The 24533-nt window shown below is 67.8% G+C and carries 22 protein-coding genes; 10 read left to right on the top strand and 12 right to left on the bottom strand.

Annotated features, from left to right (window positions below; genetic code table 11):
- From LX70_RS17590 to LX70_RS17570, 5 genes are all read right to left on the bottom strand, one after another.
- Positions 1 to 1398, bottom strand: coding sequence for a cbb3-type cytochrome c oxidase subunit I (locus tag LX70_RS17590; protein ID WP_105516095.1), 1398 nt, complete (start codon positions 1396 to 1398; stop codon positions 1 to 3).
- Positions 1399 to 1410: 12 nt separating this feature from the next.
- Positions 1411 to 1863: a c-type cytochrome gene (locus LX70_RS17585; RefSeq protein ID WP_105516094.1), complete on the bottom strand. Its 453-nt coding sequence runs from the start codon at positions 1861 to 1863 to the stop codon at positions 1411 to 1413.
- 99 nt (positions 1864 to 1962) lie between these two features.
- A complete protein-coding gene (locus LX70_RS17580; protein ID WP_105516093.1) occupies positions 1963 to 2832 on the bottom strand; it encodes an FAD:protein FMN transferase in 870 nt (289 codons plus the stop codon).
- Positions 2829 to 4028, bottom strand: coding sequence for an NnrS family protein (locus LX70_RS17575; protein ID WP_105516149.1), 1200 nt, complete (start codon positions 4026 to 4028; stop codon positions 2829 to 2831). The genes LX70_RS17580 and LX70_RS17575 overlap by 4 nt, the downstream gene beginning before the upstream one ends.
- 2 nt (positions 4029 to 4030) lie before the next feature.
- On the bottom strand, positions 4031 to 6052 hold the full coding sequence (locus LX70_RS17570) for a NosR/NirI family protein (RefSeq protein WP_105516148.1): 2022 nt from the start codon (positions 6050 to 6052) through the stop codon (positions 4031 to 4033).
- Between the two features lie 113 nt (positions 6053 to 6165).
- Here LX70_RS17570 and LX70_RS17565 point away from each other — a divergent pair, with 113 nt between their 5' ends.
- From LX70_RS17565 to LX70_RS17520, 10 genes are all read left to right on the top strand, one after another.
- Positions 6166 to 7929: a nitrite reductase gene (locus tag LX70_RS17565; RefSeq protein ID WP_105516092.1), complete on the top strand. Its 1764-nt coding sequence runs from the start codon at positions 6166 to 6168 to the stop codon at positions 7927 to 7929.
- Between the two features lie 81 nt (positions 7930 to 8010).
- Positions 8011 to 8814 (top strand): uroporphyrinogen-III C-methyltransferase, encoded by an 804-nt coding sequence (cobA, locus tag LX70_RS17560; protein WP_105516091.1) that lies wholly within the window; start codon positions 8011 to 8013, stop codon positions 8812 to 8814.
- Positions 8807 to 9103, top strand: a complete 297-nt coding sequence (locus tag LX70_RS17555) for a c-type cytochrome (RefSeq protein ID WP_105516090.1) — start codon at positions 8807 to 8809, stop codon at positions 9101 to 9103. Before cobA ends, LX70_RS17555 begins: the two co-directional genes overlap by 8 nt.
- 17 nt (positions 9104 to 9120) lie before the next feature.
- Entirely contained in the window at positions 9121 to 10269 is a 1149-nt protein-coding gene (locus LX70_RS17550; protein WP_105516089.1) for a cytochrome D1 domain-containing protein, read from the top strand.
- Between the two features lie 2 nt (positions 10270 to 10271).
- Complete coding sequence (gene ahbB, locus LX70_RS17545) at positions 10272 to 11237, top strand: siroheme decarboxylase subunit beta (protein WP_105516088.1); 966 nt, start codon at positions 10272 to 10274, stop codon at positions 11235 to 11237.
- Positions 11234 to 11707 (top strand): Lrp/AsnC family transcriptional regulator, encoded by a 474-nt coding sequence (locus tag LX70_RS17540; RefSeq protein ID WP_105516087.1) that lies wholly within the window; start codon positions 11234 to 11236, stop codon positions 11705 to 11707. The genes ahbB (LX70_RS17545) and LX70_RS17540 overlap by 4 nt, the downstream gene beginning before the upstream one ends.
- The gene (gene ahbB, locus LX70_RS17535) at positions 11704 to 12189 is read left to right on the top strand and encodes a siroheme decarboxylase subunit beta (RefSeq protein WP_105516086.1); all 486 of its coding nucleotides are present in this window, start codon (positions 11704 to 11706) and stop codon (positions 12187 to 12189) included. Before LX70_RS17540 ends, ahbB (LX70_RS17535) begins: the two co-directional genes overlap by 4 nt.
- A 1-nt stretch (position 12190) precedes the next feature.
- Positions 12191 to 13399, top strand: coding sequence for a heme d1 biosynthesis radical SAM protein NirJ (gene nirJ, locus LX70_RS17530; RefSeq protein ID WP_105516085.1), 1209 nt, complete (start codon positions 12191 to 12193; stop codon positions 13397 to 13399).
- Positions 13374 to 14918: a nitrite reductase gene (locus LX70_RS17525; protein ID WP_105516084.1), complete on the top strand. Its 1545-nt coding sequence runs from the start codon at positions 13374 to 13376 to the stop codon at positions 14916 to 14918. The genes nirJ and LX70_RS17525 overlap by 26 nt, the downstream gene beginning before the upstream one ends.
- Complete coding sequence (locus LX70_RS17520) at positions 14875 to 15135, top strand: hypothetical protein (protein WP_105516083.1); 261 nt, start codon at positions 14875 to 14877, stop codon at positions 15133 to 15135. The genes LX70_RS17525 and LX70_RS17520 overlap by 44 nt, the downstream gene beginning before the upstream one ends.
- Positions 15136 to 15139: 4 nt before the next feature.
- On the opposite strand, the gene LX70_RS17515 is transcribed toward LX70_RS17520, so the two are convergent.
- Genes LX70_RS17515 through LX70_RS17485 form a run of 7 tightly spaced genes read right to left on the bottom strand, consistent with a single transcriptional unit; the run spans position 15140 to position 24419 of the window.
- Complete coding sequence (locus LX70_RS17515) at positions 15140 to 16561, bottom strand: AMP-binding protein (RefSeq protein ID WP_105516082.1); 1422 nt, start codon at positions 16559 to 16561, stop codon at positions 15140 to 15142.
- Complete coding sequence (locus tag LX70_RS17510; protein WP_105516081.1) at positions 16554 to 17399, bottom strand: hypothetical protein; 846 nt, start codon at positions 17397 to 17399, stop codon at positions 16554 to 16556. Before LX70_RS17510 ends, LX70_RS17515 begins: the two co-directional genes overlap by 8 nt.
- Entirely contained in the window at positions 17396 to 18724 is a 1329-nt protein-coding gene (locus LX70_RS17505) for a diacylglycerol/polyprenol kinase family protein (RefSeq protein ID WP_105516080.1), read from the bottom strand. The genes LX70_RS17510 and LX70_RS17505 overlap by 4 nt, the downstream gene beginning before the upstream one ends.
- Entirely contained in the window at positions 18721 to 19812 is a 1092-nt protein-coding gene (locus tag LX70_RS17500; protein ID WP_105516079.1) for a BtaA family protein, read from the bottom strand. Before LX70_RS17500 ends, LX70_RS17505 begins: the two co-directional genes overlap by 4 nt.
- Entirely contained in the window at positions 19805 to 22252 is a 2448-nt protein-coding gene (locus LX70_RS17495) for a PEP/pyruvate-binding domain-containing protein (protein ID WP_105516078.1), read from the bottom strand. Before LX70_RS17495 ends, LX70_RS17500 begins: the two co-directional genes overlap by 8 nt.
- Complete coding sequence (locus LX70_RS17490; protein ID WP_105516077.1) at positions 22249 to 23163, bottom strand: UbiA family prenyltransferase; 915 nt, start codon at positions 23161 to 23163, stop codon at positions 22249 to 22251. Before LX70_RS17490 ends, LX70_RS17495 begins: the two co-directional genes overlap by 4 nt.
- Positions 23160 to 24419 carry a hydroxymethylglutaryl-CoA reductase gene (locus tag LX70_RS17485; RefSeq protein WP_105516076.1) on the bottom strand — a complete coding sequence of 420 codons (1260 nt, stop codon included), beginning with the start codon at positions 24417 to 24419 and terminating at the stop codon, positions 23160 to 23162. Before LX70_RS17485 ends, LX70_RS17490 begins: the two co-directional genes overlap by 4 nt.
- Positions 24420 to 24533: the final 114 nt, after the last annotated feature.

The raw sequence follows: 24533 nt of genomic DNA, 5'->3' as shown, positions 1-24533 counted from the left end.
TCACTCCGCCGCGACGTGATCGGCGTCATGATCCAGCCGGCCCTTTTCAAGCGGGCCGGGGGTCACGACCTCACGCCGGGGGACGAGGATGGCGTAGATGAAGAGAAGCGCGCCAAGCACGACCGCAACGCCAGAGCCGAAGCGCATGGCGTAGAAGACCCAAAGCTGGTCCTGCACGTCCATGAAGGCTTCGCCATTCACCCGCTGAAGGTGGGTCTGCACGGTCCCCGCGAAGGTCAGCGTGAAGGTCATGAAGACCACGCCGCCCGACATCAGCCAGAAGGACGCCATGTTAAGCACCTGGTTATAGGGATCGCGCCCTTTCAGATGTGGCATCGCGTAGCTGATGATCGCAAGGTTGAGGCAGACATAGGCGCCGTAGAAGGCCAGGTGGCCGTGGGCGGCGGTGATCTGCGTGCCGTGGCTGTAGTAGTTCACCCCGTGCAGCGTGTGCAGGAAGCCCCAGACACCGGCGCCGAAGAAAGCCAGCGTCGCGCAGCCAAGCGACCACAGCAGCGCCGCCTTGTTCGGGTGGTCGCGGCGGCCCTTCCAGACCATGACGAAGGCGAAGGACATCATGGCGAAGAACGGCACCACTTCCAGCGAGGAGAAGATCGACCCGATCCACTGCCAGTAGCCCGGCGTCCCGATCCAGTAGTAGTGGTGGCCGGTGCCGAGGATGCCGGAGAACAGCGCCAGCGCGGCGATGACGTAAAGCCATTTCTCCACCACCTCACGGTCCACGCCCGTCAGCTTCAGCATCAGGAAGGCGAGGATGGAGGCCATGACAAGCTCCCACGTGCCTTCGACCCACAGGTGGACGACATACCACCAGTACATCTTGTCAAGCGCGAGGTTCGACGGGTTGACGAAGGCGAAGAGGAACAGCAGCGCAAGGCCCCAGAGACCCAGCAGCAGGATGTTCGTGATCGCGGTCTTCTTGCCCGCCAGCACGGTCATCGACACGTTGTAAAGGAAGATCAGCGCCGCGACGACGATCCCCGCCTTCACCCAGCGCGGTTGTTCAAGAAACTCGCGCCCTTCGCGCCCCAGAAGGAAGTTGCCTTCGAAGAGGTTGAAGAAATAGGTGACGACCACCCCCGCCGTGCCAAGGACAAAGATCGCCAGTTGCAGATAGGCAAGCTTGGAGGAGTGGATTTCCCGCTCCGTTTCCTCGGGGATGAGGTAGTAGGCGGCGCCGAAGAAGCCCAGCAGAAGCCAGACGATCAGGCTGTTGGTGTGCAGCATCCGCGCCACGTTGAAGGGCAGCACTTCCGTCAGGAAGTTGCCGTCGACATAGATCCAGCCGAGGACAAGCCCCATCGTGACCTGGACGGCGAACAGCGCCATGGCCACGAGGAAGTAGGCCAGCGCGATCTTTTGCGATTGGTATTTCATGGTTCTGTCTCCTCAGCCCGCGTCGTTCGGCGGCCAGTCCTGCGCGCGGATCTTGTTGGTCCACAGCAGGAAGTCGGCAAGCTCGCGGTATTCCTGATCGCTCAGGTTGAACTGCGGCATCTGGCGGCGGCCCTCGATGCCCGTGGGCATCGCATCCATCCAGCCTTTCAGCGCCTCATAGGCCGCCTCGGGATCGTCCTGGACGCCCCAGCGGGTCATGACATTGGCCAGTTCCGGGGCGAAATAGGCGCCCTCGCCCAGAATCGTGTGGCAGTTGATACAGGCTTTTTCTTCCCAGATGTGCTTGCCGGCAGCGACGCTGTCGGTCAGCCCGGCCTGATCGGTGGAGGTGTTGGTGATATAGATGTGCGAGTGAACCGTGAGGCCCACGAAGATGATGATGAAGAACAGCGACCCGCCGTAGAAAATGTTGCGGGCCATGCTCTTGGTCATGACTTCGCGCATGGCGGAATCCTTCCCGGAGCGGTTTCAGGTAACGCCGGTGTGATCCTTCCGGGGGAGTCGGGCCTTAACAAAAGTCAACCGGAAGGTCCGGTGTGTCACTCAGACGAGAATTTCCACCCTAGCGCCGGGAAAGGCCGTCAGGGCGGCGTCGATGGCGGGGCGGTCCATCAGGCAAAAGGCGGTGGACAGCGCATCGGCAACGGCCGCCTCGGGCGCGCTGACCGATACGGTGGACCAGCGCGGCACCTGCCCGGCGGGGCCAAGGATATGCGCCCGGCCCGCGCCGATCAGCGTCCCGCTGGGGGAGGAAGTGGCCAGCGCCCGGTTGGACAGCGACACCTCACCCAGCCGCGCGCCATCCGCGGCGGCGATGGCGGCGCTCCAGTCGCGCCCGTCCTGCCGATGACCCAGCGCCTGAACCTCTCCCATGTCGATCAGGGCGTCACCGTAGCCCTCACCCCGCAGCAGCGCCGCGATCCGGTCGGCGGCCCAGCCCTGCGCGACACCGTTGAAGGTCAGCGCCTGGCCGGGCGACAGGCGAATCTCCTCTTCCGTGACCCGCACGCGATCCCAGCCGACGACATCGCCCAGCGCGGCCGGATCGCGCCCCTCGGCGGCAGCCAGCCAGAGCGGCTGCACCGTCGGGTCGAACGCGCCCCCGGTCGCGGCATGGGCGCGCCCGCAGAGCGCCATCACATCACGGAAATCGGGCGAGGGCCAACCCAGCCGCCCGTCGCGGTTCAACCGGGTCAGGGCGGACTCGCGATGCAGCGAGAACAGCGCCTCGATCCGCGCCACCTCGGCCTCGACCCTACGGAAGGTGCGGCGGGCGCGGTGGGCATCGCCCCCGATCAGGCGCAGCGACAAGGCCGCGCCAAAGCCGGTGCCTTGCCAGTCGGCAACGCTCGCCGCCCCGGCGGGTGTGGCCAGCGCGCAGGCGGTCAGGGTCAGGAAACGGCGGCGGTTCATTTCGGCGGCTTTCCGACAGGGGGCCGTGGCGGCCGTGGCAGCAACCAGGCGGGCATCAGCGAGAGAGAGGCGAGGAGGAAGGCCGCCAGCCACAGCGCCCCGGCCAAGAGGGTCGCGGCGTCATGCATGTCAGGCATCGCGCTGCCGAGATAACGCGACAGCGCCGCCAGCGGGATCAGCATATAGGCGATGGCGACCGGCCCCGGCGCGACCAGCGGCCGCCCGGTATGGCCCAAGGTCGCCCGCGACAGCACCGACAGCGTCATGCCCCCCACGGCGCCGATCCCCAGAAGGTGCAGCGCCGCCAGCTCGGACCCGACGTTCAGCGCCGAACAGCCAAAGGCGATCAACCCCGCGCCCGTCAGCCCGTAGGACAGATGCAGCGTCCACAGGATCGGCCGCCGCACCGTCCAGCCGCCGCGCCACAGGACCAGCCGCGCCAGCGCCGCCCCGCCCGCGACGATGGCGAGAAACGCCACCACCCCGGAGGGCAGCCCCGCCAGCAACGCAAACGGCAGCGCCAGCGCGGGCGCGATGGACAGCACCGCCAGCCCCTTGGGGTTTTGCGGCAGCCGATCCTCGCGCCCCGTCGCCACCATGGCGTTGCGGGTGAAACCGGGCGTCACGCGGCCGCCAAGGATCACGATCATCGCGATCAGCGTCATCAGCCCCGCGCGCAGCCCCGGCCCGACCCCGTCGGACAGGATGCCCAGCCATTCGAGGTGGCAGAACAGGTTCGCGCTCCAGAACAGCGCCAGCGCAAGAAGGAAGATCAGTTGCTGCGGCTTCGGCCGGACGATCAGTTGCGCGGCGATCTTTGCCGCAAGCACCGGCAGGAAGGACAGATCGGCGACCGCGACCCAAAGCGGCGGGATCTGGGACGAATCCCACATCGCCAGCCGCCCGGCGAGCCAGCACAGGAAGGCCAGCCCGATGAACCGCTCAGGCGCGGCCTTGCCGCCGGTCCAGTTCGGCACCGCCGTCAGAAGGAACCCGCCCAGCGCCGCGCTGCCATAGCCAAAGATCATCTCATGCGCGTGCCAGATATAGGGCGTCTGCGCGGCGGCCAGTGCCGGGATACCGCCGCCCGCCTCGACGGCCAGATACCCCTCCCACACCCCCATCGCGACCAGCGCGAAAAGGCAGGCGGACAGAAAGAAGATGCGGAAGCCTTCGGCAAAGAGACGCTTGATCATGGTCACGCGGCCTCCGCCCGCGCCCGGCGTTTCAGCACCGGGCATTGCGTCCCGTCATTCATGATCACCTGACAGCGCAGACACAGGACGCATTCGTTGGGATTGATGCGGCCAATCGCGTCGATCGCGCCGACGGTGCATTTCGTCTCGCACATCCGGCATTCGCGGCCGCATTGCGGGCGGCGCTTCAGCCAGTCGAAGATCTTCAGCTTGGCCGGGATGGCAAGCCCCGCGCCCAGCGGACAGAGATAGCGGCAGAAGAACCGCTCGACGAACAACCCCGCCAGCAAGAGCGACAGCGCGAACAGGACGAAGGGCCAGGCGCGCAGGAAGCGCAGGCTGATCGCGGTCTTGAACGGCTCTACCTCGGCGGCGATCAGGGCATAATGCATCGAATAGAAAGACAGCGCGAGGATGCCGACGAAGGCGGAATACTTGATGACCCAAAGCCGTTCATGCAGCGCCTGCGGCACCGCGATCTGCTTCACGCCAAGCTTCTGCGCGGCGGCGTTGGTCAGTTCCTGCAAGGCCCCGAACGGGCAAAGCCAGCCGCAATAGACCCCCCTGCCCCAGAACAGCATCCCCAGCGCCGTGAACCCCCAGAGGATGAAGATCACCGGCTCGATCAGGAATGTCTCCCACCGGAAGCCGGTGAGGAGGGAATGGACGAAGGCCACGACCTGCACCACCGACAACTGCCCGTTCAGCCCCATGCCAAGCACCAGGAAGGTCGCGGCAAGGAAGGTCAGCCGCCCGGTCCGCCACAGGCGCGGGCGGCGCGTGATCCATTCCTGCGCGAACAGGATCAGAGTCAGCACCGTCAGCATCAGCGCGACGATGGCGATCTGCGGGCGCTTCTTCTGCCAGGCGGAAACCCAGAGCGGTTCGGCCTCCGGCGGCGGGGCAAGGCGGAAGGCATCGGGCAGCGCATAGGGCAGTGCGACGGTCATCGCGACCTCGCCCGTATCGGTCGGGCGGGTGGCCATGACCTCGACCGTGAAGGGCAGCGTCGGGTCGATCTCGGGCGGCAGGGCGAAAAGGCTGATTTCCTTCATCTTCGGCGCGCCCTCGGCCCTGAGGCGCTTTTGCATCTGGTAGCGATCCTCGGTCGGCTGCCAGCGCGCATCGCCCTGCACCACCGTCAGCCGGTCGAAGATGCCGGTCTTCTTCCACTCCGTCCCCCGGTGCGATTGCAGGCCCGATGACATGACGATCAGCGCCGCGCCCCCGGCGCCGAGATTGCCGACCGCTTTGGTGAAATCCTGCTGGCCCAGCAGGTTGCGCCCCACCGTTGGCGTGTCGATGATCCCCGCCCAAAGGTGCAGGAAATCGCCGGGGCCGGGCTCCACCGGCACTTTCGCGCCCGCCAACCCCTGCGCCGCATCGGCCATCGTCACCTGCATCTCGGTCAGCGCGCCCATCGCCAGAAGGTCGCCCCAGGTGGCTGGGGTATAGCTCAGCCGGTCGACGCCACCGCTTCCGGCGATGACGCCGCGCGCGATGGCCAGCGTCCGGGCGGTGCGCAGGATGCCGTCGCGGATGACCCCGGTGGAGACGGTCGCGCGGCTGATGACGTCGGGCAGATCGCCTGGTCCGGCGGCGGGGCCGGTCGCGGTCAGGTCGTGGCCCGCGAAACCCGCGACATAGGCGGCGATGTCGGCATCCGAAATGCCCAGCGTCAGCACCGGCTCATCATGGCGGACCAGAAGCGCCCCGCCGATCGTGCCTGCGGGCGTCACCGCCACCAGAACATCGAGCGGTCGCCCCGAATAACCGACCGATCCGGCCACTTCCCAGGTCGATCCGACATAGCCCGCGACAGCGCCGCCCGACGACACGGTCCAGCCCGGCACGCCACCTTCCTCGCGCGTGACCTGCACCGGGCCGGACAGGCCCAGAAGTGCCGCCGCCTCGACCGGGGTCGGCGCGCGCAGGTCGGGCGCATCCTCGGCCAGCGGTCCGCCCGCTTGGGCGGGCAGGGCCAGAAGGCAAAACAGCAGCAAAAGGCGCAGAAAGCGGATCATGCCCGCCAGATGGCGCAATCTGCCGCAGCCCGGCCTTAACGAAAGTCAAGGAACGAAAATGTGAAGCGGCCGATGGATGCTGCCAGCCTCACCAGCTGAACGGAGAGATTCCCATGAGAACCCAAGCCCAATCAGCCCGCACTGTCCTTCTGGGCAGCGCCGCGCTGGCATTGGGTCTTCTCGCCGCGCCCGTCTTCGCGCAGGAGAAGCCCAAGGATCACGCGGACGGCCCGGCCGCCGCCTATGAGCCGTCGATGACGACGCTCGCCGAAATCCAGGTCGAGATCCCCGGCCGCAAGGAGGGCGATCCGGTCATGACGCAGGAGGAATTCCAGCGCGGGACCGAGATCTACTTCCAGCGCTGCGCCGGGTGCCATGGCGTCCTGCGCAAGGGCGCCACGGGCAAGCCGCTGACCCCCGACCTCACGCGGGAAAACGGCTACGACTATATCAAGAGCTTCATCACCTACGGCTCCCCCGCCGGGATGCCCAACTGGGGGACCTCGGGTGAACTGACCGAGGAAGACGTGGACCTGATGGCCCGCTACGTCCTGCTTGACCCGCCGCAGCCGCCGGAATGGGGCATGCCGGAGATGAAGAACTCCTGGAAGGTCCTGATCGAGCCTGCGGATCGCCCGACCGAGAAGATGAACGATATCGACATCGACAACCTGATGTCGGTGACGCTGCGCGACGCGGGCCAGATCGCGCTGATCGACGGCGGCACCTATGAGATCAAGGCCGTGATCGACACCGGCTATGCGGTGCATATCAGCCGTATCTCCGCCTCGGGCCGCTATCTCTTCGTGATCGGCCGCGACGGCCTTGTCAACATGATCGACCTCTGGATGGAAACGCCCCAGACCGTCGCCCAGATCAAGATCGGGATCGAGGCGCGGTCGGTCGAGACCTCCAAATATGAGGGGTATGAGGACAAGTACGCCATCGCCGGCAGCTACTGGCCGCCGCAATATGTCATCATGGACGGCGACACGCTTGAACCGCTCAAGATCGTCTCCACCCGTGGCATGATCTACGACGAACAGGTCTATCACCCGGAACCCCGCGTGGCCTCGATCCTGTCCTCGCACTACAAGCCCGAGTTCATCGTGAACGTGAAGGAGACGGGGAAGATCCTCTTCGTCGACTACACCGACCTGAAGAACCTCAAGTCGACCGAGATCGAGGCGGAACGCTTCCTGCATGACGGCGGCTTCGACAGCACCCACCGCTACTTCCTCGTCGCGGCCAACGCGCGTGGCAAGATCGCGGTCGTCGATACCAAGGAAGACAAGCTGACCGCCCTGATCGAGACCGGCGGCGCGACCCCGCACCCCGGCCGTGGCGCGAACTTCACCCACCCGGTCTTCGGCCCGGTCTGGGCGACCTCGCACCTTGGCGACGAAACGGTGGCCCTTGTCGGGACCGACCCGGAAGGCCATCCCGATCAGGCCTGGAAGATCGTCGACAGCTTCTATGCGCTCGGCGGCGGTTCGCTCTTCATCAAGACCCATCCGAACAGCACGCATCTTTACGTCGATGCGCCGCTGAACCCGGATGCGGAAGTGTCGGGATCGGTCGCGGTCTTCGACATTCCGGCGATGGGCGGCGATACCGAGGTGGACCCGGAATACAAAACCCTTCCGATCGCGGAATGGGCCGGGATCCCCGAAGGCCAGCCCCGCGTCGTTCAGCCTGAATTCAACAAGGAAGGCACCGAGGTCTGGTTCTCGGTCTGGAACGGCAAGGAGCAGGAATCGGCCATCGTCGTGGTCGATGACAAGACGCTTGAGCTCAAGAAGGTCATCAAGGACGAACGCCTGATCACGCCGACCGGCAAGTTCAACGTCCTCAACACCCGTGACGACGTCTACTGACGTCGCCACGACCCGGCGGGGGGTGTCCCACATGCCCCCCGCCGACCCTTTCCCACGAACAGCCAGCCGAACGGGTAAGCCATGAAAGACCAGTACGAGGCGCGTGTCAGGGGCCATATCCATCTTATCGGCGCAGGTCCGGGCGATCCCGACCTTCTGACCGTCAAGGCGCTGCGCGCGCTGCAAACGGCCGATGTCGTCGTGCATGACCGCCTGGTCAGCCCCGAGATCATGGCCCTGGTCCCGGCCTCCACCCGCCGGATCGACGTTGGCAAGCTACCGAAATTCCACAAGATTCCGCAGGAGGCGATCAACGCCCTTCTGATCGACCTCGGGCGTGAGGGGTTGAATGTCGCGCGGCTGAAGGGCGGCGATCCCCTGATCTTCGGACGCGGCAGCGAAGAGGCAGAGGCGCTCCGCGCCGCCGGTCTGCCCGTGACCTATGTGCCGGGCATCACCTCGGCCCAGGGTGCGGCTGCCTCGACCGGCGTGCCGCTGACCCATCGCGGCCTTGCCACCGGCGTGCGCTATGTCACCGGCCACCGCGCCAAGGATGCCGCGCTTGACCTCGACTGGGCCTCGCTGGCCAGCGAGGACACGACGCTCGTGGTCTACATGGGCGTCGCGAATATCGCCGAGATCGCGCTGCAACTGATCCGCCACGGCATGTCCGCGACGCTTCCCGTCCTTGCCATTTCCGCCGCGACCACCCCGCGCGAGACGCGGCTTCTGTCCACGCTGGGCCGGATCGGCGCCGATGTCGCCGCCGTGCAGCCCGAGGCGCCGGTCCTGTTCGTGATCGGCCATGTCGCGGGCATGTATCCCGCCATCATGGCCGAAGATGCCGCCCTGTGCGACGGCGCCGGGATGGCGGCCTATGCGTAGCCTCGCGATCCTTCTCGCGCTCGCGCTGCCCGCCTCGGCCGAGGTGGCGCCGAAGCGCGCGGCGGAATTGCAGCATATGGTCACGCAGGATTGTGGATCGTGTCACGGGCTGACGCGCAAAGGCGGCCTTGGCAGCCCGCTGACCGCCCAGGCGCTGGCCCATGCCGAGCCGGAGGCGCTGGCCTCCATCATCCTCGACGGCGTGCCGGAAACCGCGATGCCGCCCTGGCGGCCGCTACTGACCGAGGAAGAGGCGATGTGGATCGCCCGCTACCTGAAACAGGACTGAACACAGGGACCGACCCCATGAAACGCGCATTCGTCCTTCTTGCCTTTCTTGCCACCCCGCTTCTTGCCGCGCCGGAGACGCCCCTTGCCACCGGCGATCTGGGCCTTGTCATCGAACGCGCGACCGGCAGCCTTCTGGTCATCGACCGATCCGACCGCGCCGCCATCGGCCGGATCGAGGGGCTGGGCGATCTGTCCCATGCCAGCATGACCTACAGCCCCGACGAACGCTTCGCCTATGTCTTCGGCCGCGACGGCGGGCTGACCAAGGTGGACATGGTCACGCAAGAGATCGTCGCGCGGACGGTGCAGGCGGGCAACTCCATAGGCGGGGCGATTTCGGACGATGGCAAGCTTGTCGCCGTGTCCAACTACGAACCCGGCGGGGTGAAGGTCTTTGACGCCGACAAGCTCGCGCTGATCGCCGACATTCCGGCGGACGGCAAGACCATCGGCCTTGTCGACGTGCCGGGCCGCCGCTTCGCCTGGACCGTCTGGGACACGGGCGAGGTTTACCTTGGCGATTTCTCCGGGCCAGAACCGAAGATCGCAGCACTTGGCAAGGCCGGGAAGAACCCCTTCGACGCGGTCATCACCGACGACGCGCATACCTATCTTGTCGGGCTTTTCGGCGAAAAGGGCGTGACCGCCTATGACCTCTGGTCCGACAAGCCCGAACCGCGCAAGTTCCTGACCGATTACGGCAAGACGGGTGAGGATATGCCCGTCTACAAGATGCCGCACCTTCAGGGCTGGGCCTTCACCGAGGGGCAATACGCCCTGCCCGCCGTCGGTCGGCATGAACTTCTCTGGGTGAACCGCGACACACTGGAAGAGGTCGCCACGACCCCGGTCCACGGCCAGCCGGTCTTCGTCATCGCGCAGCCTGCCTCGCCCTTCGTCTGGGTCAACTTCGCCACGCCACTCAATGACACCGTGCAGGTCGTCGATTCCCGCACCCATGAGGTTGTGGCGACCCTGACCCCCGGCAAGGCGATCCTGCACATGGAATTCGCCCCGCGCGGGGCCGAGGTCTGGATCAGTTCGCGCGACGACAACAAGGTGCTGATCTACGACACCCGCACCCGCGAAAAGGTGGGGGAATTCGCCGCCGAAGCGCCAAGCGGGATCTTCTTCACCGCCCGCGCGCACCAGCCGGGGCTGTGATCATGGAGGGCCGCGATCCCATCGACGCCCGTCTGCTGGACGAATTTCAGCGCGACCTGCCGCTGGTGGAACGTCCGTTTCAGGCCATGGCGGCCACCCTTGGCATCCCCGAAGCCGAGGTGATCGACCGCCTCGCCCGGCTGAGCGCCGATGGCGCGGTGGCGCGCGTGGGCGCGACGGTGCGGCCGAACACCGCCGGGGCCTCCACCCTCGCCGCGCTGGCGGTGCCGGAGGGCCGGATCGAAGAGGTCGCGGCCATCGTCAATGACGAAGCGGGCGTCAACCATTCCTACCTGCGCGAGGATCGCTGGAACATCTGGTTCGTCGCCACCGCCCCCGATCCGGTGGCGCTTGACGAAAGCCTTGCGCGGATCGGCAACCGCACCGGCCTGCGCGTTCTCGACCTGCGCCTTGTGCGGGCGTTCAACATCGACCTCGGGTTCCGCCTTGACGGAACGCGCCGCCCGATGGCGCCGGACAGGGGCGCCCGCGCGCTTGATCTGACCGAAGATGACCGCGCCCTGCTGGCCCGCCTGTCGCGCGGGCTGCCGCTGACCCCGCGCCCCTTCGCCGCGCTGGGACTGGCCGAGACGGACGCGCTGGCCCGCATCGCCACGCTGCTTCAGGCCCGTGTCATCACCCGCCTTGGCGTCATCGTGCGCCACCGCCCGCTGGGCTGGACGGCGAATGCGATGGTGGTCTGGGACATCGCCCCCGACCGCATCCCCGCCGCCGGAACCGCGCTGTCCGCCCTGCCGGGCGTGACGCTGTGCTACCAGCGCGAAACCGTGCCGGGCGTCTGGCCCTATGCGCTTTATTCCATGATCCACGGCCGCAGCCGGGCCGAGGCGCTGGCCGTCCTCGACCGCGCCCGCGCGCTGCCGGAACTGGCGGGGACCACCGCGAAGCCGCTCTTCTCCACCCGCTGCTTCAAGCAGACGGGCGCGCTGATCTCGGCCGCGGCATGAGACGCGCGGCCCTTCCCCCCGATGCGCTTGACGCGACCGACCGCGCCGTCCTGAACGCCTTGCAGGACGGGTTGCCGGTGACCGCGCGCCCCTTTGCCGAGGCCGCCCGCCAGTTGGCGCTGCCCGAAAGCGAGTTGATCGAGCGTGTCGCCCGGCTGCGCGAGATCGGCGCCATCACCCGCTTTGGCCCCTTCTACGACGCCGAGGCGATGGGCGGCGCCTTCTGCCTCTGCGCGATGGAGGTTCCCGCCGACCGCTTCGATGCGGTCGTGACTTTGGTCAATGCGCTGCCGGAGGTGGCGCATAATTATGAACGCGCGCACCGGCTGAACATGTGGTTCGTCCTGGCTTGTGAAAAGCCCGAAGGGATCGCCAAGGCCGCGAAGCGTATCGAGGGGGCGACGGGGCTGACCGTCCTGCGCTTTCCCAAGGAGAACGAATTCTTCATCGGCTTCCGGGTCAAAGCATGAGCATCGACGCCACAGATCGCCGCATCATCGCCGCAACCTCCTGCGGGCTGCCGCTGGTGTCGGCGCCCTATGCCGAGGTCGCGGGCTGGCTTGGCCTGACCGAGGGCGAGGTGCTGGACCGTGTCGGCGCGATGCAGGCGTCGGGCGTGATCCGCCGCGTGGCCCTTGCCCCCAACCACTACGCCCTTGGCATGACCGCCAACGGGATGAGCGTCTGGGACGTGGACGACGCCATCGTGGACGACCTTGGCCCGCAGATAGGCGCGCTCGATTTCGTCAGCCATTGCTACCGCCGCCCGCGCGCACTGCCGGACTGGCCCTATAACCTCTTCGCCATGCTCCATGGCACGACGCGCGACGAGGTCGAGGAAAAGCGCACCAAGGTCGCGGCCCTTCTCGGCCCGGCCTGTCGGGGCCATGACATTCTGTATTCCACCCGCATCCTGAAAAAGACCGGGATGCGGCTAACCGGAAAGGGCTGAGATGTTCCGCCTGACGCAATACATGCACGAGCTTGTCACCCCCACGCCGGTGCGCCGCCGTTCGGGTCCGGTCAAACCGGTGGTGATCTGGAACCTCACCCGGCGCTGCAACCTGCGCTGCCGCCATTGCTACACGACCTCGGCCGATGTGCCGTTTCCCGGCGAGTTGACGCATGAACAGGCGATGGGCGTCCTTGACGACCTCAAGGCGTTTGGCATCCCGGCGCTGATCCTGTCCGGGGGGGAGCCGCTCAGCCGGTTCGATTTCTTCGAACTGGCGGAACGGGCGAAGGAATTGAACTTCCGCCACCTGTCGCTGTCCACCAACGGCACCCGCATCGCGAAGAACATCGACCGCATCGCCGATATCGGTTTCGACTATGTCGGCATCTCGCTGGACGGGCTGGGCGCCAAGAACGACTGGTTCCGCGGCGTCGAGGGCGCGTTTGTCGAGGCGCTGGAGGGCGTCCGCGCCTGCAAGGCGAAGGGCGTCAAGGTCGGCCTGCGCTTCACCATCACCGAGGCGAACGCCGGCTACCTGCCCGGAATGCTCGACCTCTGCCGGGATGAGGGCGTGGACAAGTTCTATCTCAGCCACCTGGTCTATGCCGGACGCGGCGACAAGAACCGGGGCGAGGATACCCAGCACGCCCTGACCCGGTCGGCCATGGACCTGTTGATCGCGCGGGCCTGGGACGCGGTGAAGAACGGCCAGCCGCTTGAGGTCGTGACCGGCAACAACGACGCCGACGCGGTCTATTTCCTGGAATGGGTCAACCGCAAGTTCGGGCCGGAAAAGGCCGCCCATGTCCGCGCGCATCTTGAGGCCTGGGGCGGCAATTCCTCGGGCCTTGGCGTCGGCAATATCGACCCGCAGGGCAAGGTCCATCCCGACACCTACTGGTCCGACTACACCGTCGGATCGGTCAAGGAGACGCCGTTCAGCACGCTCTGGACCGGCGGCGACCCGATGTTGGCCACGCTGCGCACCCGTCCCCGGCCGCTGAAAGGCCGCTGCGGTGCCTGCGCCTTCAAGGCGGTCTGCGGCGGCAATACCCGCATCCGCGCGCTTCAGGTGACCGGCGATCCCTGGGCCGAGGACCCGGCCTGCTACATGACCAATGCCGAAATCGGCGTGGATGAGGCCGCGCGCCTGACCGTCACGCCCTTCCGTGGGAAAAGCCATGATCCGGCTCATCGTTTCCTTTAGCCTGCTCGCCACCACTGCCCTTGCCGCGCCGGACGGGGCGATGATCTACGCCGATCAATGCGCCTCTTGCCACGCCGAGACGCGGTTCGGCGGCACCGGCCCGGCGCTGATCCCCGAAAGCCTTGGCCGGTTGAAGGGCGACCGGCTGGAGGCCGTCATCACCGATGGCCGCGCCATGACGCAGATGCCGTCCTTCAAGGCGACGCTCTCGCCAGACGAAATCGCGGCGGTCGCCGCCTATGTCTCCGCCCCGCTGGCCACGCCGCCGGTCTGGACCGCGGAAGAGATCGCCGCCAGCCGGGCGATGAACCCGGACTATGTCGCCGCGACGGCCCCAGTCTTCACCGCCGACCCGATGAACATCACGCTGGTGGTGGAAACCGGCGACAGCCATATCTCCGTCCTCGACGGCGACACCTTCGCGGTGCTGGACAGGTTCGAAACCCCCTTCGCCGTCCATGGCGGGCCGAAATTCTCGCCCGACGGGCGCTATGTCTTTGTCATGTCGCGCGATGGCTGGGTGCAGAAATACGACATCTGGTCCCTGCATGAGGTGGGCCGCATCCGCGCCGGATTGAACAGCCGCAACATCGCGATGAGCGCGGATGGCAAATGGCTGGCCGTTGCCAGCTACCTGCCGGAAACGCTGACGATCTTGTCGACGGATGACCTGTCCGTCGCCAGGGTGATGGAGGTGAAGGGCCGCAAGGGGACGCCCAGCCGCGTCTCCGCCGTCTATCAGGCGCCCGACCGCAACTCCTTCATCCTCGCGCTGAAGGACGTGCCGGAGATATGGGAGGTCGCGACCGACCCGAATGCCGGTCCCTATCACGACGGCTTCGTCCACAGCCACGAGGCGGGGATGGAGGAATCGCTGGAAGCCGAGCAGGGTCTTTTCGCACGCCGTCGGATCGACGTGTCCGCGCCCCTTGACGATTTCTTCTTCGATCCCGGCTATCACAACCTGATCGGCGCCAACCGCGCGGGGGAAACCGGCGTCGTCGTCAACCTCGACGTGGGGCGTGAGATCGCGAGCCTGCCGCTGCCCGGCATGCCGCATCTGGGGTCCGGCATAAGCTGGATGCGGGGCGGTCATCGCCTGATGGCAGTGCCGCATCTGAACGAGGGCCAGATCAGCGTCATCGACATGGCCGACTGGAGCCTTGTGAAGATCATAAAAACCTCCGGCCCCGGCTTTTTCCTGCGTTCCCATGACGGGACGCCCTATATCTGGGCCGATGTCTTTACCGGGCCGAACAAGGGCCAGATGCATATCATCGACAAAGAGACGCTTGAGGTGGTGAAGGTGCTGACGCCCGAACCCGGCAAGACGGTCGCGCATACGGAATTCACCAAGGACGGGCGCTATGCGCTGGTGTCAATCTGGGAACAGGACGGCGCGGTGATCGTCTTTGACGCGGCGACGCTGGAGGAAGTCCGGCGCTTGCCGATGGTCAAGCCCTCGGGGAAATACAATGTCTGGAACAAGATCACCTTCGAAGACGGCACCAGCCACTGAAAACCTGTGGAAGCTGGGCGCGATCCTCTGGCCCTTCGTGGCCGGGGCGGTGGCGATCAACCTGTTCCTTCTGGGGCTGATCTTCCATTCGGCCGGATGGGCGGGGAACATCCCGCCCGTCGCGGCGCTGATCGGCGCGCTGCCCTTGTCGCTGCCCGCCACATGGCTCGCCGCGCGCTGGGTGCGGGGCATGATCCGTGAGGCGGAAGATCGCTGAACCGCTATCCTTGCGGCAAAAGCCGTTGCAGCGCGGTGTAATCGACCTTTGATCGGTGTCGTCTGTCCAGCGGGATGGCGGCAACCTTGACCACCCGCGCAATGCCCAAAGCGCGCGCGCGGTGGGTGCAATCCGCCACATCCGCCGCGCCTTCGATCACCAGAACCGGGGCACCGCCCGCCCCGGCCAGCGCGGCCCGCGCGACGCCGGGCCAGCTTTCGGCGGCAAGCTCCACGGCGAAGGGATAGATCGGCCCCCCGGCCCCCTCCACCACCGCCCCGGTCCGGCCCAGCAGCCAAAGCCGGCCGCTGTCGTCCAGCCGCCCGGCATCGCCCGTCCGGTGCCAGACCGTCGCGCCCTCACGCACCTTGGTCCCGGCCTCCATCGCCGGGTCGAGGTAATGGGCGTTCACATGCGCCCCGGCAACCCAGATCTCCCCCTCAACGATCTTCAGCGCGGTGCCTTCGACCGGCACCCCCGCCAACAGACCCGCGCCCCCCGCCATCGCGGAACGGTCCCCGTCGCCGACCTCGGCCCAGTCGAGATCGGCAATCGGTTCCGCCTCGGTCGAGCCATAGACCGACACGATGCGCAGCCCCGGACGGCGGGCCTGCAACCGCCCGACCAGCGCGGGTTTCACCGGGCCGCCGCCGGTAAAGACGGTGTGCAGGGCGCGCGGCATGTCGGCGCGGGCCAACACCTCGCACAGGCCCGGCGGCAACAGCGCCCGCGTCGCTCCGGACCGCGCGATCCAGGCCGCAAGCTTGTCCGGCAACACGCCATCGGGGCGCGAAATCTTCCAATTCGGCAGGACGCTGGTCCGCCCCTCGGCCAGGTTGACGAGGCAGAAGACCGGGAAGGCGACCAGGTCCACCTCCTCCCGCTCTGATGCCAGAAGCCGCCGCACCGCATCGTATTGCGCCATCAGGAAGCCATGGCTGCGCGGGATCGCCTTCGGCGCGCCGGTCGAGCCGGAGGTGAAGGAGATCAGCGCCAGATCCCGATCCGCCAGCGGCACCGGCGCGGGGCCGCCCCGGTCGGCAGGGGACGGCGACAGGACCGGGCAGCGCCAAAGCGCCGGGAGCAGGCGCAGGAACCGGTAGCGGCCCGAGGCGAAAAGGCATTTCGGCCGGCTCAGCGCGACCGCATGGCGCAGCCCCGCGATCCCCATCGCCGGTTCGGGAAAGACCGCGACCGCGCCCAGCCGCCAGCAGGCCGCCAGCGCGACGTAAAGATCGACGCCGACCGGCATCGCAATCAGCACCCGGTCGCCCTTGCCCAGCCCCCGCGCCGCGCAGCGGGCGGCGAAGGCGGCGGCGCGGCGGTCGATCCCGGCAAAGCTCTCGGCCCCCTGCGGGGTGACCAGCGCGACCCTCTCCCCCTCGCGCCGCGCGGCCTCGGCGAAATGGCGGGCGAGGTCAGCCATCCAGCCGCCGCCCCATCAGTGCGTAGCGGCGGAAAATCTCCCCCCCGTGGCGGCGGCTGCGGTCGGCAGAGCGGTTGTCGTCATGGATCAGCGCATGGATCACCTTGTCGAACCCCAGCTCCTGCGCACGGGTATGGAACGCATGGGCCAGATGGTGGCCAAGACCCGGATGAAGGCTGGCATAGGTCTTCAGGATCACCGTGTCGGGGTCGGGGCCAGAGCCGTAATTCGGGATGCCGAAAAGATAGCCGACAAGTGCGCCAACGCGGTCCCGCGCGGTGAAGATCAGCCCGGGCTTCAGAAGCGGCACGAAGGGCGTGTAAAGGCCAAGGAAGGCGTCAAGGTCGATGGGCCGGTAGAAAAGGTTCCCGGCAAAGGCGCGGGTAGAGAGCGCATGGACCTCGGCGAAATGCGCCTCGGGCGCGGTACCGTCCCAGTTGCCGATCTCGATCCCCTCCAGCGGGTCGGGCGCGGGGCCGATGGCATCGCGCAGGGCCGCGCGGGCCGAGAAATAGCGCGCGATGCGGGTGAACCCGGCGGCCTCGAAGGCCGCGAGATCGGCGGGGCGGCTTTGCGGCTCCATCAGGAAGGGGGGCGTGCCGTCGCTTTCGATCACAAGGCGATAGCTGTGCCAGGTATCGCCGTTCATCGGACCAAGAACACGGGTCACGCCCCGCCCGGCAAGCTCGGCGCAGATCTGGCGCAGAAGGGCTGCCCCGGCCTCTGCATCATCGCAGCGAAAATCGCCGATGGCGGCGGTCGGGGCGCCCTCCCACGGGGCGGTTGCGGCATAGACCGCCGCGCGGGCGCCCTCGATCTGATAGGTCTCTTTCGTCATGTCGTCCCCGAGGTGGTAAGAAGCAGGCAGGCGCCGAACAGCAAAAGCGCCGGAACCGCGCCCAGAAGCGCGATGCGGCGCCCGGCGGCGCAGGTGAAGGCCGTGGGCGAAAGGGTCGGGGCCAGCGCGGCCAGGGCAAGGACCGCCGCACCCGGCGCGCCGATCGGCCCGTGCCAATGCGCGCCCGGACTGTTGAACCCGATCAGCCAGAGCCAGAGCGCCCAGACCGCCGCCGCGAAGACCAGCGCCGCCACCGCCGCCCACCCGCGCCCAAGGCCCGACAACCCGCGCCCGAACTGCGCCACCGCGACGGCGGCGCAGGCAAGCCCGTAGAAGTTGATCGCGCTTTGCCCCACCGCAGGGTCAAGCGCGAGGAAACCGAAGCTCAGCACCGCCAGACCGGCGACCATGTCCAGCGTCTCAGCCGCCAGCCCCGCACCCGGCCGCCGCGACGCGAAGGTCCCGTGGACAAGCAGCACCAGCGCGGGCAGCACCGCGTTCCACAGATCCGTCGCCGACAGGATCAGGAACATCGCGACCGCATGGATGCGCGCGACCTGGCGGTTCATCCCCGCCGCGCGCCCGACCCCGTAGGCCAGCGCCATCGCCGCCAGTGGCAGCGCCATCCGCGCAAGGCTGTCGCCGCCCGGCGCCTCGGTCAGCCGCCAGAGGAACAGGAACACCCCCATCGGCAGGAAAAGATTGTCGAACCCGCGCCAGCTATCGGCCTCGATCACGGTGGCAAAGACCGCGACGCCGAGGGAGACGAGGATCAGCGTCCCCCGCGCCATCTCGGTCAGCAGCAGCAGGCAGACCATCGACAGGATCAGCACGACAAGGAAGAACATCGTGCTGCCCTCGATGCTCTTGCTGCCATCCTCGGTGCGGTAGAAATTGCGGCCATAGGCGCTGCCGGTCAGGGCCGCCGCCGCGTCGCCAAGCGCCAGCACCAGAAGCGGCAGGACGTAAAGCACCGCCTCCCCCCGATAAAGCAACAGGACAAGGCCGACCGAGACGACCAGCAGCACATCGCCCCAGGACTTGCGCGCGACCGAATGCAGCGCGCGGCCCGGCCCGGCCAGAAGCGGCGTGCGCATCGCCAGCATCGCCGCCAGCGCCAGGGCCAGAAGCAGCCAGACCGGCCAAGTGTCCGGGAACAGCCAGGGTAACGGAATGGCGATGCCCGAGGCCGCGACATGCACGATCTTGCGCGCGACCTCCGGGTGCCAGCTCCGCGCCTTCGCCAGATGCGACAGCCCGGCCATGGTGCCAAGCAGGCCAAGGATCAGCGCAAGGACCGCCGCGATCTGGACGAAGGTGTTCATAGCACCTCTTCGACCACGAAATCGGAATAGAAAAAGGCCATGTCCCGCGCCTTCAGCCGCGCCTCCTCCTCGCGCAGCGTGCGGACGCGGGAAGCATGGGCGGGCGGTACCCGGCGCGGCGCCATCATGTTCCAGTAGACCAGCCGCGCGCCGGGGCGCGCCATGTCAAGAACGGTGCCATAGACCGAGGCCGCCAGATCGGGCGACATGTATTCGAAGATGTCCGACAGGTAGAACCCCGCCGCCCCGGTGACCGGCAGCGTCTCGATCGGCCCCAGATGCGGCGCGATCCGGTCAAGCCGGTCACGGATCGTCGCAAACGCCTCTTCCCGCCAGGGCAGCGGCAGGGCGGCGCCGTGGCGGGTGGTCATGATCCAGTGCAGGTAGGGGTTCTGCGACGGATCGGTCGCCACCCCTGCATGGCGCAGGCGCGAGAAGACATGGTCCGCCACGCTGCCCTCGACATGATCGAAAAACGCCCGGTCCCGCCCCAGCCGCCCCATCGCCGCGCGCGAGAAGAAAAGCTTCACCAGCATCCGCCAGCGCCAGGTGTTGAACCGCGTGTCGAAGAACTTCGCCCGCGCCACCGGATCGCGGGGTTCGAAAATCGCTTCGACCGTGGCGCGGCTGTGGACCAGCGGCATAAGGCGGCGCGCGAAGATGCGGAAGTAATGTTCGAACTTGCCGACACCGCCCGCGCCATGGGCTTCGACCTCGGGCCGAAGCGCGCTCCAGAAGCGCTGCGTCGGGGCCGGGCTGTCGCGCAGCGCCTTTTCCAGCAGCGCCGCGCGGCCGGGGCCGGGGCGCGCGCCCATCAGGATCAGGAACTCCCCATGCGAAAGCGCCGCATAGGCGCCAAGGCGCAGGTTCAGGCATTCGATCTGCGCGGGCGAGATGTCGACCGCATGAACCCGCGCCGGATCGCACAAAAGCAGCGCCAGCGCGTTGTCGCCGGAGGCACAGATCGACACCAGATCGCCGCCGGACCGCGCGCCCATGGCGCCGGTCAGGACATCGGCATCCTCCCACGCCTGGGCATAGCGGATGCGGTCGAAGGCGGCGCGGTCGGTGATCGCCAGGTCAGTCATGACACTTCCTCACCTGCCCCGAGGCGCCGTCGACCTCGATCAGATCCCCGGTCTCGATCCAGCGCGTCGCGTCGCGGATGCCGACGACACAGGGAATACCCATCTCGCGCGAGACGATGGCGGAATGGGAGAGGAGAGAGCCGCGTTCGACGACAATCGCCGCCGCCCCGGCGAAAAGCGCGATCCAGCCCGGATCGGTATTGGCTGCGACGAGGATTTCGCCCGGCAGCAACGTTTCGCGCCGCGGGTCACGGACGACACGCGCGCGCGCCGTCACGCGGCCCTTGGAACAGCCGGTCCCCTGGCGGTCCTCGCCGGTTCCGGCGGGCGCGGCGACCTCGGCCGGGGGCCGGTGGGCGGCGACGGCACCGCGCAGGAGGATGCGTTCGGGCGGCGCCGGGCGGGCGGCGTCGGCCTCTGCCCCCGCCTTGCGCAGCGCGATCAGGGCAGAAAGGTCGCGCGACAGGCCCGCGCCCTCGATGGCGCCCAGAACCTCGGCCACGGTCAGGAACAGCACGTCGCGCGGATCGCCGATCATGCCGCGCGCGTGGAATTCGCGCCCCATCGCCAGAAAGACGCGGCGGGCATGGGCGAAGATGCGGGTGCGTTCGAACCGCAGGTTTTCCCGGTCCCGCACCCGCGCGGCGGCCCATCCGGTCAAAAGCCGCGCGACGGTTCGCTTGAACGGGCTGTCCGGCATCAGCGCGGCCCAGTCGGGTTCGGGCCGTTCCGCCGCGCCGCCTTCGGGACGGTGCGCGGCACTGGCAATCGCGGCCAGAAGCGGGCCCGGCTCTTCCGACAGCGGCAGGCTTTCCAGCTTCAACTCCTCGGTGCAGCGGTCGCCAAAGTCGGCGAGATAGTCCGACACCGCCCGGTCAAGCGCGGGGTGGTCGGCCAGCGCCGCGCGCCCCTTGCCCAGCGCGTCCAGCATCGCCGCGTCGCCCCGCGCCATCCTGCCCATCGCGGCAATCCTGCGGGCGGGTTCGGCGGAGACGATCCCGCCCTGCCCGATCATCACGTCGTTGTGGAACATCAACCCGGCCTCACCGGCCCATTTCCCCAAAAGCGCGCGCGAGGCGCCGAAACCCACCATGCAGAGGAAATCGTTGACAAGCGGCGCGTCCCAGCGGTCCAGTAACGTCCCCTCGATCCGCCGGTAGATCGCGGCAAGGTCGGTCGGGTTCGCCGTCGCCGGGTCCGGCCCGGCCCTCAATGCGGTTTCCAGCCGCGCGAGGAAGCGACGCCTGGTCCGGCCCAGACGCGCGGCCTCAACCACCAGACCGCCACCGATCCGCGCCAGCCGCAGGTATTCCACCACGCGGCGAAAGCCCCGCGCGGGCGGCGGGGCCAGCGCCCCGGTCAGCTCCGCGGGCAGCGGTTCCTCCACGCCCATCATGGTTTCCATGTAGTCGCTGTTCAGCGAGAAGGCCGGCAGCAGCGCCAGCGCGCGGTACCAGTTGCCAAGGTTGTAATAGACCCGCCCGTCGACGCGGGCGAGGAGGTTGGCGAAGACCTCTCCATTCGCGGCGATGCGCGCTTCGCTCAGCCCCAGAAGGGCGACGAAGGCGCGGTAGACGCGGTCATAGCTATAGGCGGCAAAACTGTAGGTCAGGGGGGAGACGAGGCCGGGATAGCTTTCGACGATGTTGGAATTGTCCAGAACGGTCAGCGCGCCGTCGGGCCGGGGCGCGGGGCGCAGGGCGGTGGTGATCGGACGCGCCTGAAGAAGCCGCAGCCGGTCACCGTCAAAGGCCCATTCGATGTCCTGCGGCGCGCCAAAGGCCGCCTCTGCCTGCCGGGCAAGGGCGGCGATGGCGGTGGCCTCGGGACCGGTCAGGACCTCAGGCACCGCAGGGCCGGTGGCGATCTGGCCATCACCGGCGACGGACCAGCTTTCGCCATCCACCTCGCCGCTGACCAGCGCCTCGCCCAGCCCCGCGACGGCAGAGATCACGGCGGTATCGCGCGCGCCAGAGACCGGATCGGCGGAAAAGGCCACCCCGGCGGCGCGGGCAGGCACCATGGCCTGCACGACGACGGCGGGAAGGCCCGCCGCCTCCACCCCGCGCTCTGCCCGGTAGCGCGCGACATGGGCGGCACGACCCGAAGCGCGCACCTTGGCGGCGGCGGCTGCGACGCCATCCGCCGGGACGTTCAGCACGGTGGCGAACTGCCCCGCATGGCTGGCCTCTGCCCCATCCTCGCCGCGCGCGGAGGAACGAACGGCATAGGGGCCGGGACCGAGCGGTTCCAGCGCGTCCGCCAGCGCCCGCGCCGCATCGGCGCGCAGCGTGGTGCCATTCGCCCGAAAGGCGGCATCGGCCAGAACCACGAAGGGCGGCACGTCGAAGCCCGCCGCGACAAGGCGCGACAGCGCGGCGGCCTTGCCGCCGACGTCATTGGGATCGCGCGCCCTATCCGGCCCCAAAAGCCCGCTCATGGCATGGCCCCCCGCAAGAGAAGTGGCACGAAGCCCGCGCCTGCATAACAAAGCAACACCCAAAGCCCCGCCGCCGCGTCGATCCGCGCCTGCCCGGCCGGGTCCGGGCGTTGCATGAAGCGCAGCGCGACCCACACCGCCGCGCCGAACCCCGCCGCCGCCAGCGCGGCCAGCGGCCAGAAATGCCCGGCGGCCCAGCCGACGCCCGCCAGCAAGGCGGCCGAGACGGCGACAAGCCCGATCCAGACCCGCGCGCTGCGCACCGGACCCCAAAGCTTCGAATAGCTCTCCACCCCGTCCCGCTCCGCCTCGGGCGCCCAGGTCTTGCGCCCGATCTCAAGCACGCAGCCATTGACGAAGGACAGCGCGAGGAACAGCCAGAGCGCGGGCGCAGGCCCGCCCCGGCCGCTCCACTCGATCCCGGTCAGGAAAAGGTCGATCAGCGGCATGATCGCCATGTGGCTGACCAGATAGATCAACGGATGCGCCACCAGCCAGCGCGGCACGCCGAATTCCAGCGTCATCGCGGAAAGCCAGACCCAGACCAGCAGCAAAAGCCACGCCGCCCCCGCGCCGACCGTCAGCGCGGCGCCCAGCGCCACCGGCACCAGCGCCAGCGCGATCAGAAGAACGGTCGAAAGCCGCACCAGACCGCGCGGGATCGCCCGTTCGGGGCGGTAGAGGCGGTCGATCTCCCGGTCCTTCCATTCATCCGCCGCGCGCATCTGGAAGAAGAGGATCAGCACCGCGACGAAACCTGCGGCATAGGCCCCCGCCCCCGGCAAGGCGCGACCGGCCAGGAGGGCAGAGATATTGATGCTGGCCGCCGAAAAGACCGCCAGCAGCGGCACCGTCTTGAAAAGCGGGAAACGTTCCCGCTGATAGGTCCAAAAACGCTGAAACGGGGTCATCTGAGGCGCGCCAACTTCTCATGCGCGCCGGAAAAGGCGCCCGAGGCCATCGCCGCGACAATGGAAATCTCACCGCAAAGACAGGCGGCCGCCGTGACCTCGGCCAGCGCGGGGCCGTGGCCTTCGCCCTTGAGACCCATCAACTCCAGACAGGCCGATTGCGTCGGCAGGCCGGTACCGCCGCCCACCGTGCCGACAAGGATTGATGGCATGGTCACCGAACAGAAAAGCCCCGCCTCGCGCCGTTCCATCCGGGTGAAGCCGACGGCACTTTCGGCCACGCAAGCCGCGTCCTGCCCGGTCGCGATATAGATCGCGGCAAGGCCATTGGCGTAATGCGCCTGCGCGCCCAGCTGGCCGGAGAGGAGCGAACCGAGATTGGCGACCCGCGCATAGTCCAGCATCGCGTCGATGCTGGTGCCAAGCAGACGGGTCACCACCTCACCCGGCAGCAGGACCGAGGCGCTGACCTTGCGGCCCCGCCCGGTGATCATGCCAAGGCCCGAAGCCTTCTTGTCGCCGGAAAAATTGCCCTCGACATACCAGGCCGTTGGCCGGATCGGACATTCCGCGGCGATATGGCGGCAAAGCGCATCCGTCGCGATGGTGACCATGTTCTGACCCGAGGCATCGCCGGTCGAATATCGGCAAAGCAGGAAGGCGATGTTGTTGTCGATCACGGGTTCCAGCGAGACAAGCTTGCCGTGCCGTGTCGTCGCCTCTGCCGCCACCTTCAGCGTCTCGACATGCGCCACGACCCATTCGACGAAACGCCCGGCGTCAAGCAGCGTCGCGAAGACGAAGGCGGGGCTGCGCAGCACCCCTTCGTAAAGCACCGCGGTGCTGACCCCGCCCGCCCGGTTCGCCGCCCGCGCGCCGCGCCCGTAAGAGGCGACCAGCGCCGCCTCGCTCGTCGCCATCGGCACCGGGTAGTCGCCTTGGGCGTTCACCCCGTTGACCCGAAGCGGCCCGATCATGCCCACCGGCAGCGCGACGGTGCCGATCATGTTCTCGATATTGCGGGCATAGCGCGGCAGGTCCTCTTGCGTGCCGGGACCGAACAGCGCCGCGCGCGCGGTGTCATCCAGCCCCAGATCGCGGTGCAGGCGCGCGACCGTCTCGGGCGTCACGCGAGGCGCGATGCGGAAGGTGCGGCTGTCGTCGGGGCGGGGCGCCATGCGCGGCATCTCACCGCTTTGGGCAATCTTGCGCCGCACCCGGCGAAGCATCTCGGAGACGTGAAAAGGAACGATCATCAAACCGCCATCAATGGTAACCGCGCCAGCCTATTGCCTTTTCTGGCATTACCATGGCGCTTCGGGGAAACAATTAGGTCATTTGGAATTGTTTGTCGTCGGGGAAATAGTCGC

It is taken from the genome of Albidovulum denitrificans, assembly GCF_002973535.1.
Taxonomy (GTDB): Bacteria; Pseudomonadota; Alphaproteobacteria; order Rhodobacterales; family Rhodobacteraceae; genus Albidovulum; species Albidovulum denitrificans.
This window is presented reverse-complemented; position numbering and strand designations above follow the sequence as displayed.

Excerpts from the sequence above, each read along its gene's own strand:
- LX70_RS17590 (WP_105516095.1), bottom strand. The coding sequence starts at position 1,398 with ATGAAATACCAATCGCAAAAGATCGCGCTGGCCTACTTCCTCGTGGCC.
- LX70_RS17585 (WP_105516094.1), bottom strand. The coding sequence starts at position 1,863 with ATGCGCGAAGTCATGACCAAGAGCATGGCCCGCAACATTTTCTACGGC.
- LX70_RS17580 (WP_105516093.1), bottom strand. The coding sequence starts at position 2,832 with ATGAACCGCCGCCGTTTCCTGACCCTGACCGCCTGCGCGCTGGCCACA.
- LX70_RS17575 (WP_105516149.1), bottom strand. The coding sequence starts at position 4,028 with ATGATCAAGCGTCTCTTTGCCGAAGGCTTCCGCATCTTCTTTCTGTCC.
- LX70_RS17570 (WP_105516148.1), bottom strand. The coding sequence starts at position 6,052 with ATGATCCGCTTTCTGCGCCTTTTGCTGCTGTTTTGCCTTCTGGCCCTG.
- LX70_RS17565 (WP_105516092.1), top strand. The coding sequence starts at position 6,166 with ATGAGAACCCAAGCCCAATCAGCCCGCACTGTCCTTCTGGGCAGCGCC.
- cobA (WP_105516091.1), top strand. The coding sequence starts at position 8,011 with ATGAAAGACCAGTACGAGGCGCGTGTCAGGGGCCATATCCATCTTATC.
- LX70_RS17555 (WP_105516090.1), top strand. The coding sequence starts at position 8,807 with ATGCGTAGCCTCGCGATCCTTCTCGCGCTCGCGCTGCCCGCCTCGGCC.
- LX70_RS17550 (WP_105516089.1), top strand. The coding sequence starts at position 9,121 with ATGAAACGCGCATTCGTCCTTCTTGCCTTTCTTGCCACCCCGCTTCTT.
- ahbB (WP_105516088.1), top strand. The coding sequence starts at position 10,272 with ATGGAGGGCCGCGATCCCATCGACGCCCGTCTGCTGGACGAATTTCAG.
- LX70_RS17540 (WP_105516087.1), top strand. The coding sequence starts at position 11,234 with ATGAGACGCGCGGCCCTTCCCCCCGATGCGCTTGACGCGACCGACCGC.
- ahbB (WP_105516086.1), top strand. The coding sequence starts at position 11,704 with ATGAGCATCGACGCCACAGATCGCCGCATCATCGCCGCAACCTCCTGC.
- nirJ (WP_105516085.1), top strand. The coding sequence starts at position 12,191 with ATGTTCCGCCTGACGCAATACATGCACGAGCTTGTCACCCCCACGCCG.
- LX70_RS17525 (WP_105516084.1), top strand. The coding sequence starts at position 13,374 with ATGATCCGGCTCATCGTTTCCTTTAGCCTGCTCGCCACCACTGCCCTT.
- LX70_RS17520 (WP_105516083.1), top strand. The coding sequence starts at position 14,875 with ATGTCTGGAACAAGATCACCTTCGAAGACGGCACCAGCCACTGAAAAC.
- LX70_RS17515 (WP_105516082.1), bottom strand. The coding sequence starts at position 16,561 with ATGGCTGACCTCGCCCGCCATTTCGCCGAGGCCGCGCGGCGCGAGGGG.
- LX70_RS17510 (WP_105516081.1), bottom strand. The coding sequence starts at position 17,399 with ATGACGAAAGAGACCTATCAGATCGAGGGCGCCCGCGCGGCGGTCTAT.
- LX70_RS17505 (WP_105516080.1), bottom strand. The coding sequence starts at position 18,724 with ATGAACACCTTCGTCCAGATCGCGGCGGTCCTTGCGCTGATCCTTGGC.
- LX70_RS17500 (WP_105516079.1), bottom strand. The coding sequence starts at position 19,812 with ATGACTGACCTGGCGATCACCGACCGCGCCGCCTTCGACCGCATCCGC.
- LX70_RS17495 (WP_105516078.1), bottom strand. The coding sequence starts at position 22,252 with ATGAGCGGGCTTTTGGGGCCGGATAGGGCGCGCGATCCCAATGACGTC.
- LX70_RS17490 (WP_105516077.1), bottom strand. The coding sequence starts at position 23,163 with ATGACCCCGTTTCAGCGTTTTTGGACCTATCAGCGGGAACGTTTCCCG.
- LX70_RS17485 (WP_105516076.1), bottom strand. The coding sequence starts at position 24,419 with ATGATCGTTCCTTTTCACGTCTCCGAGATGCTTCGCCGGGTGCGGCGC.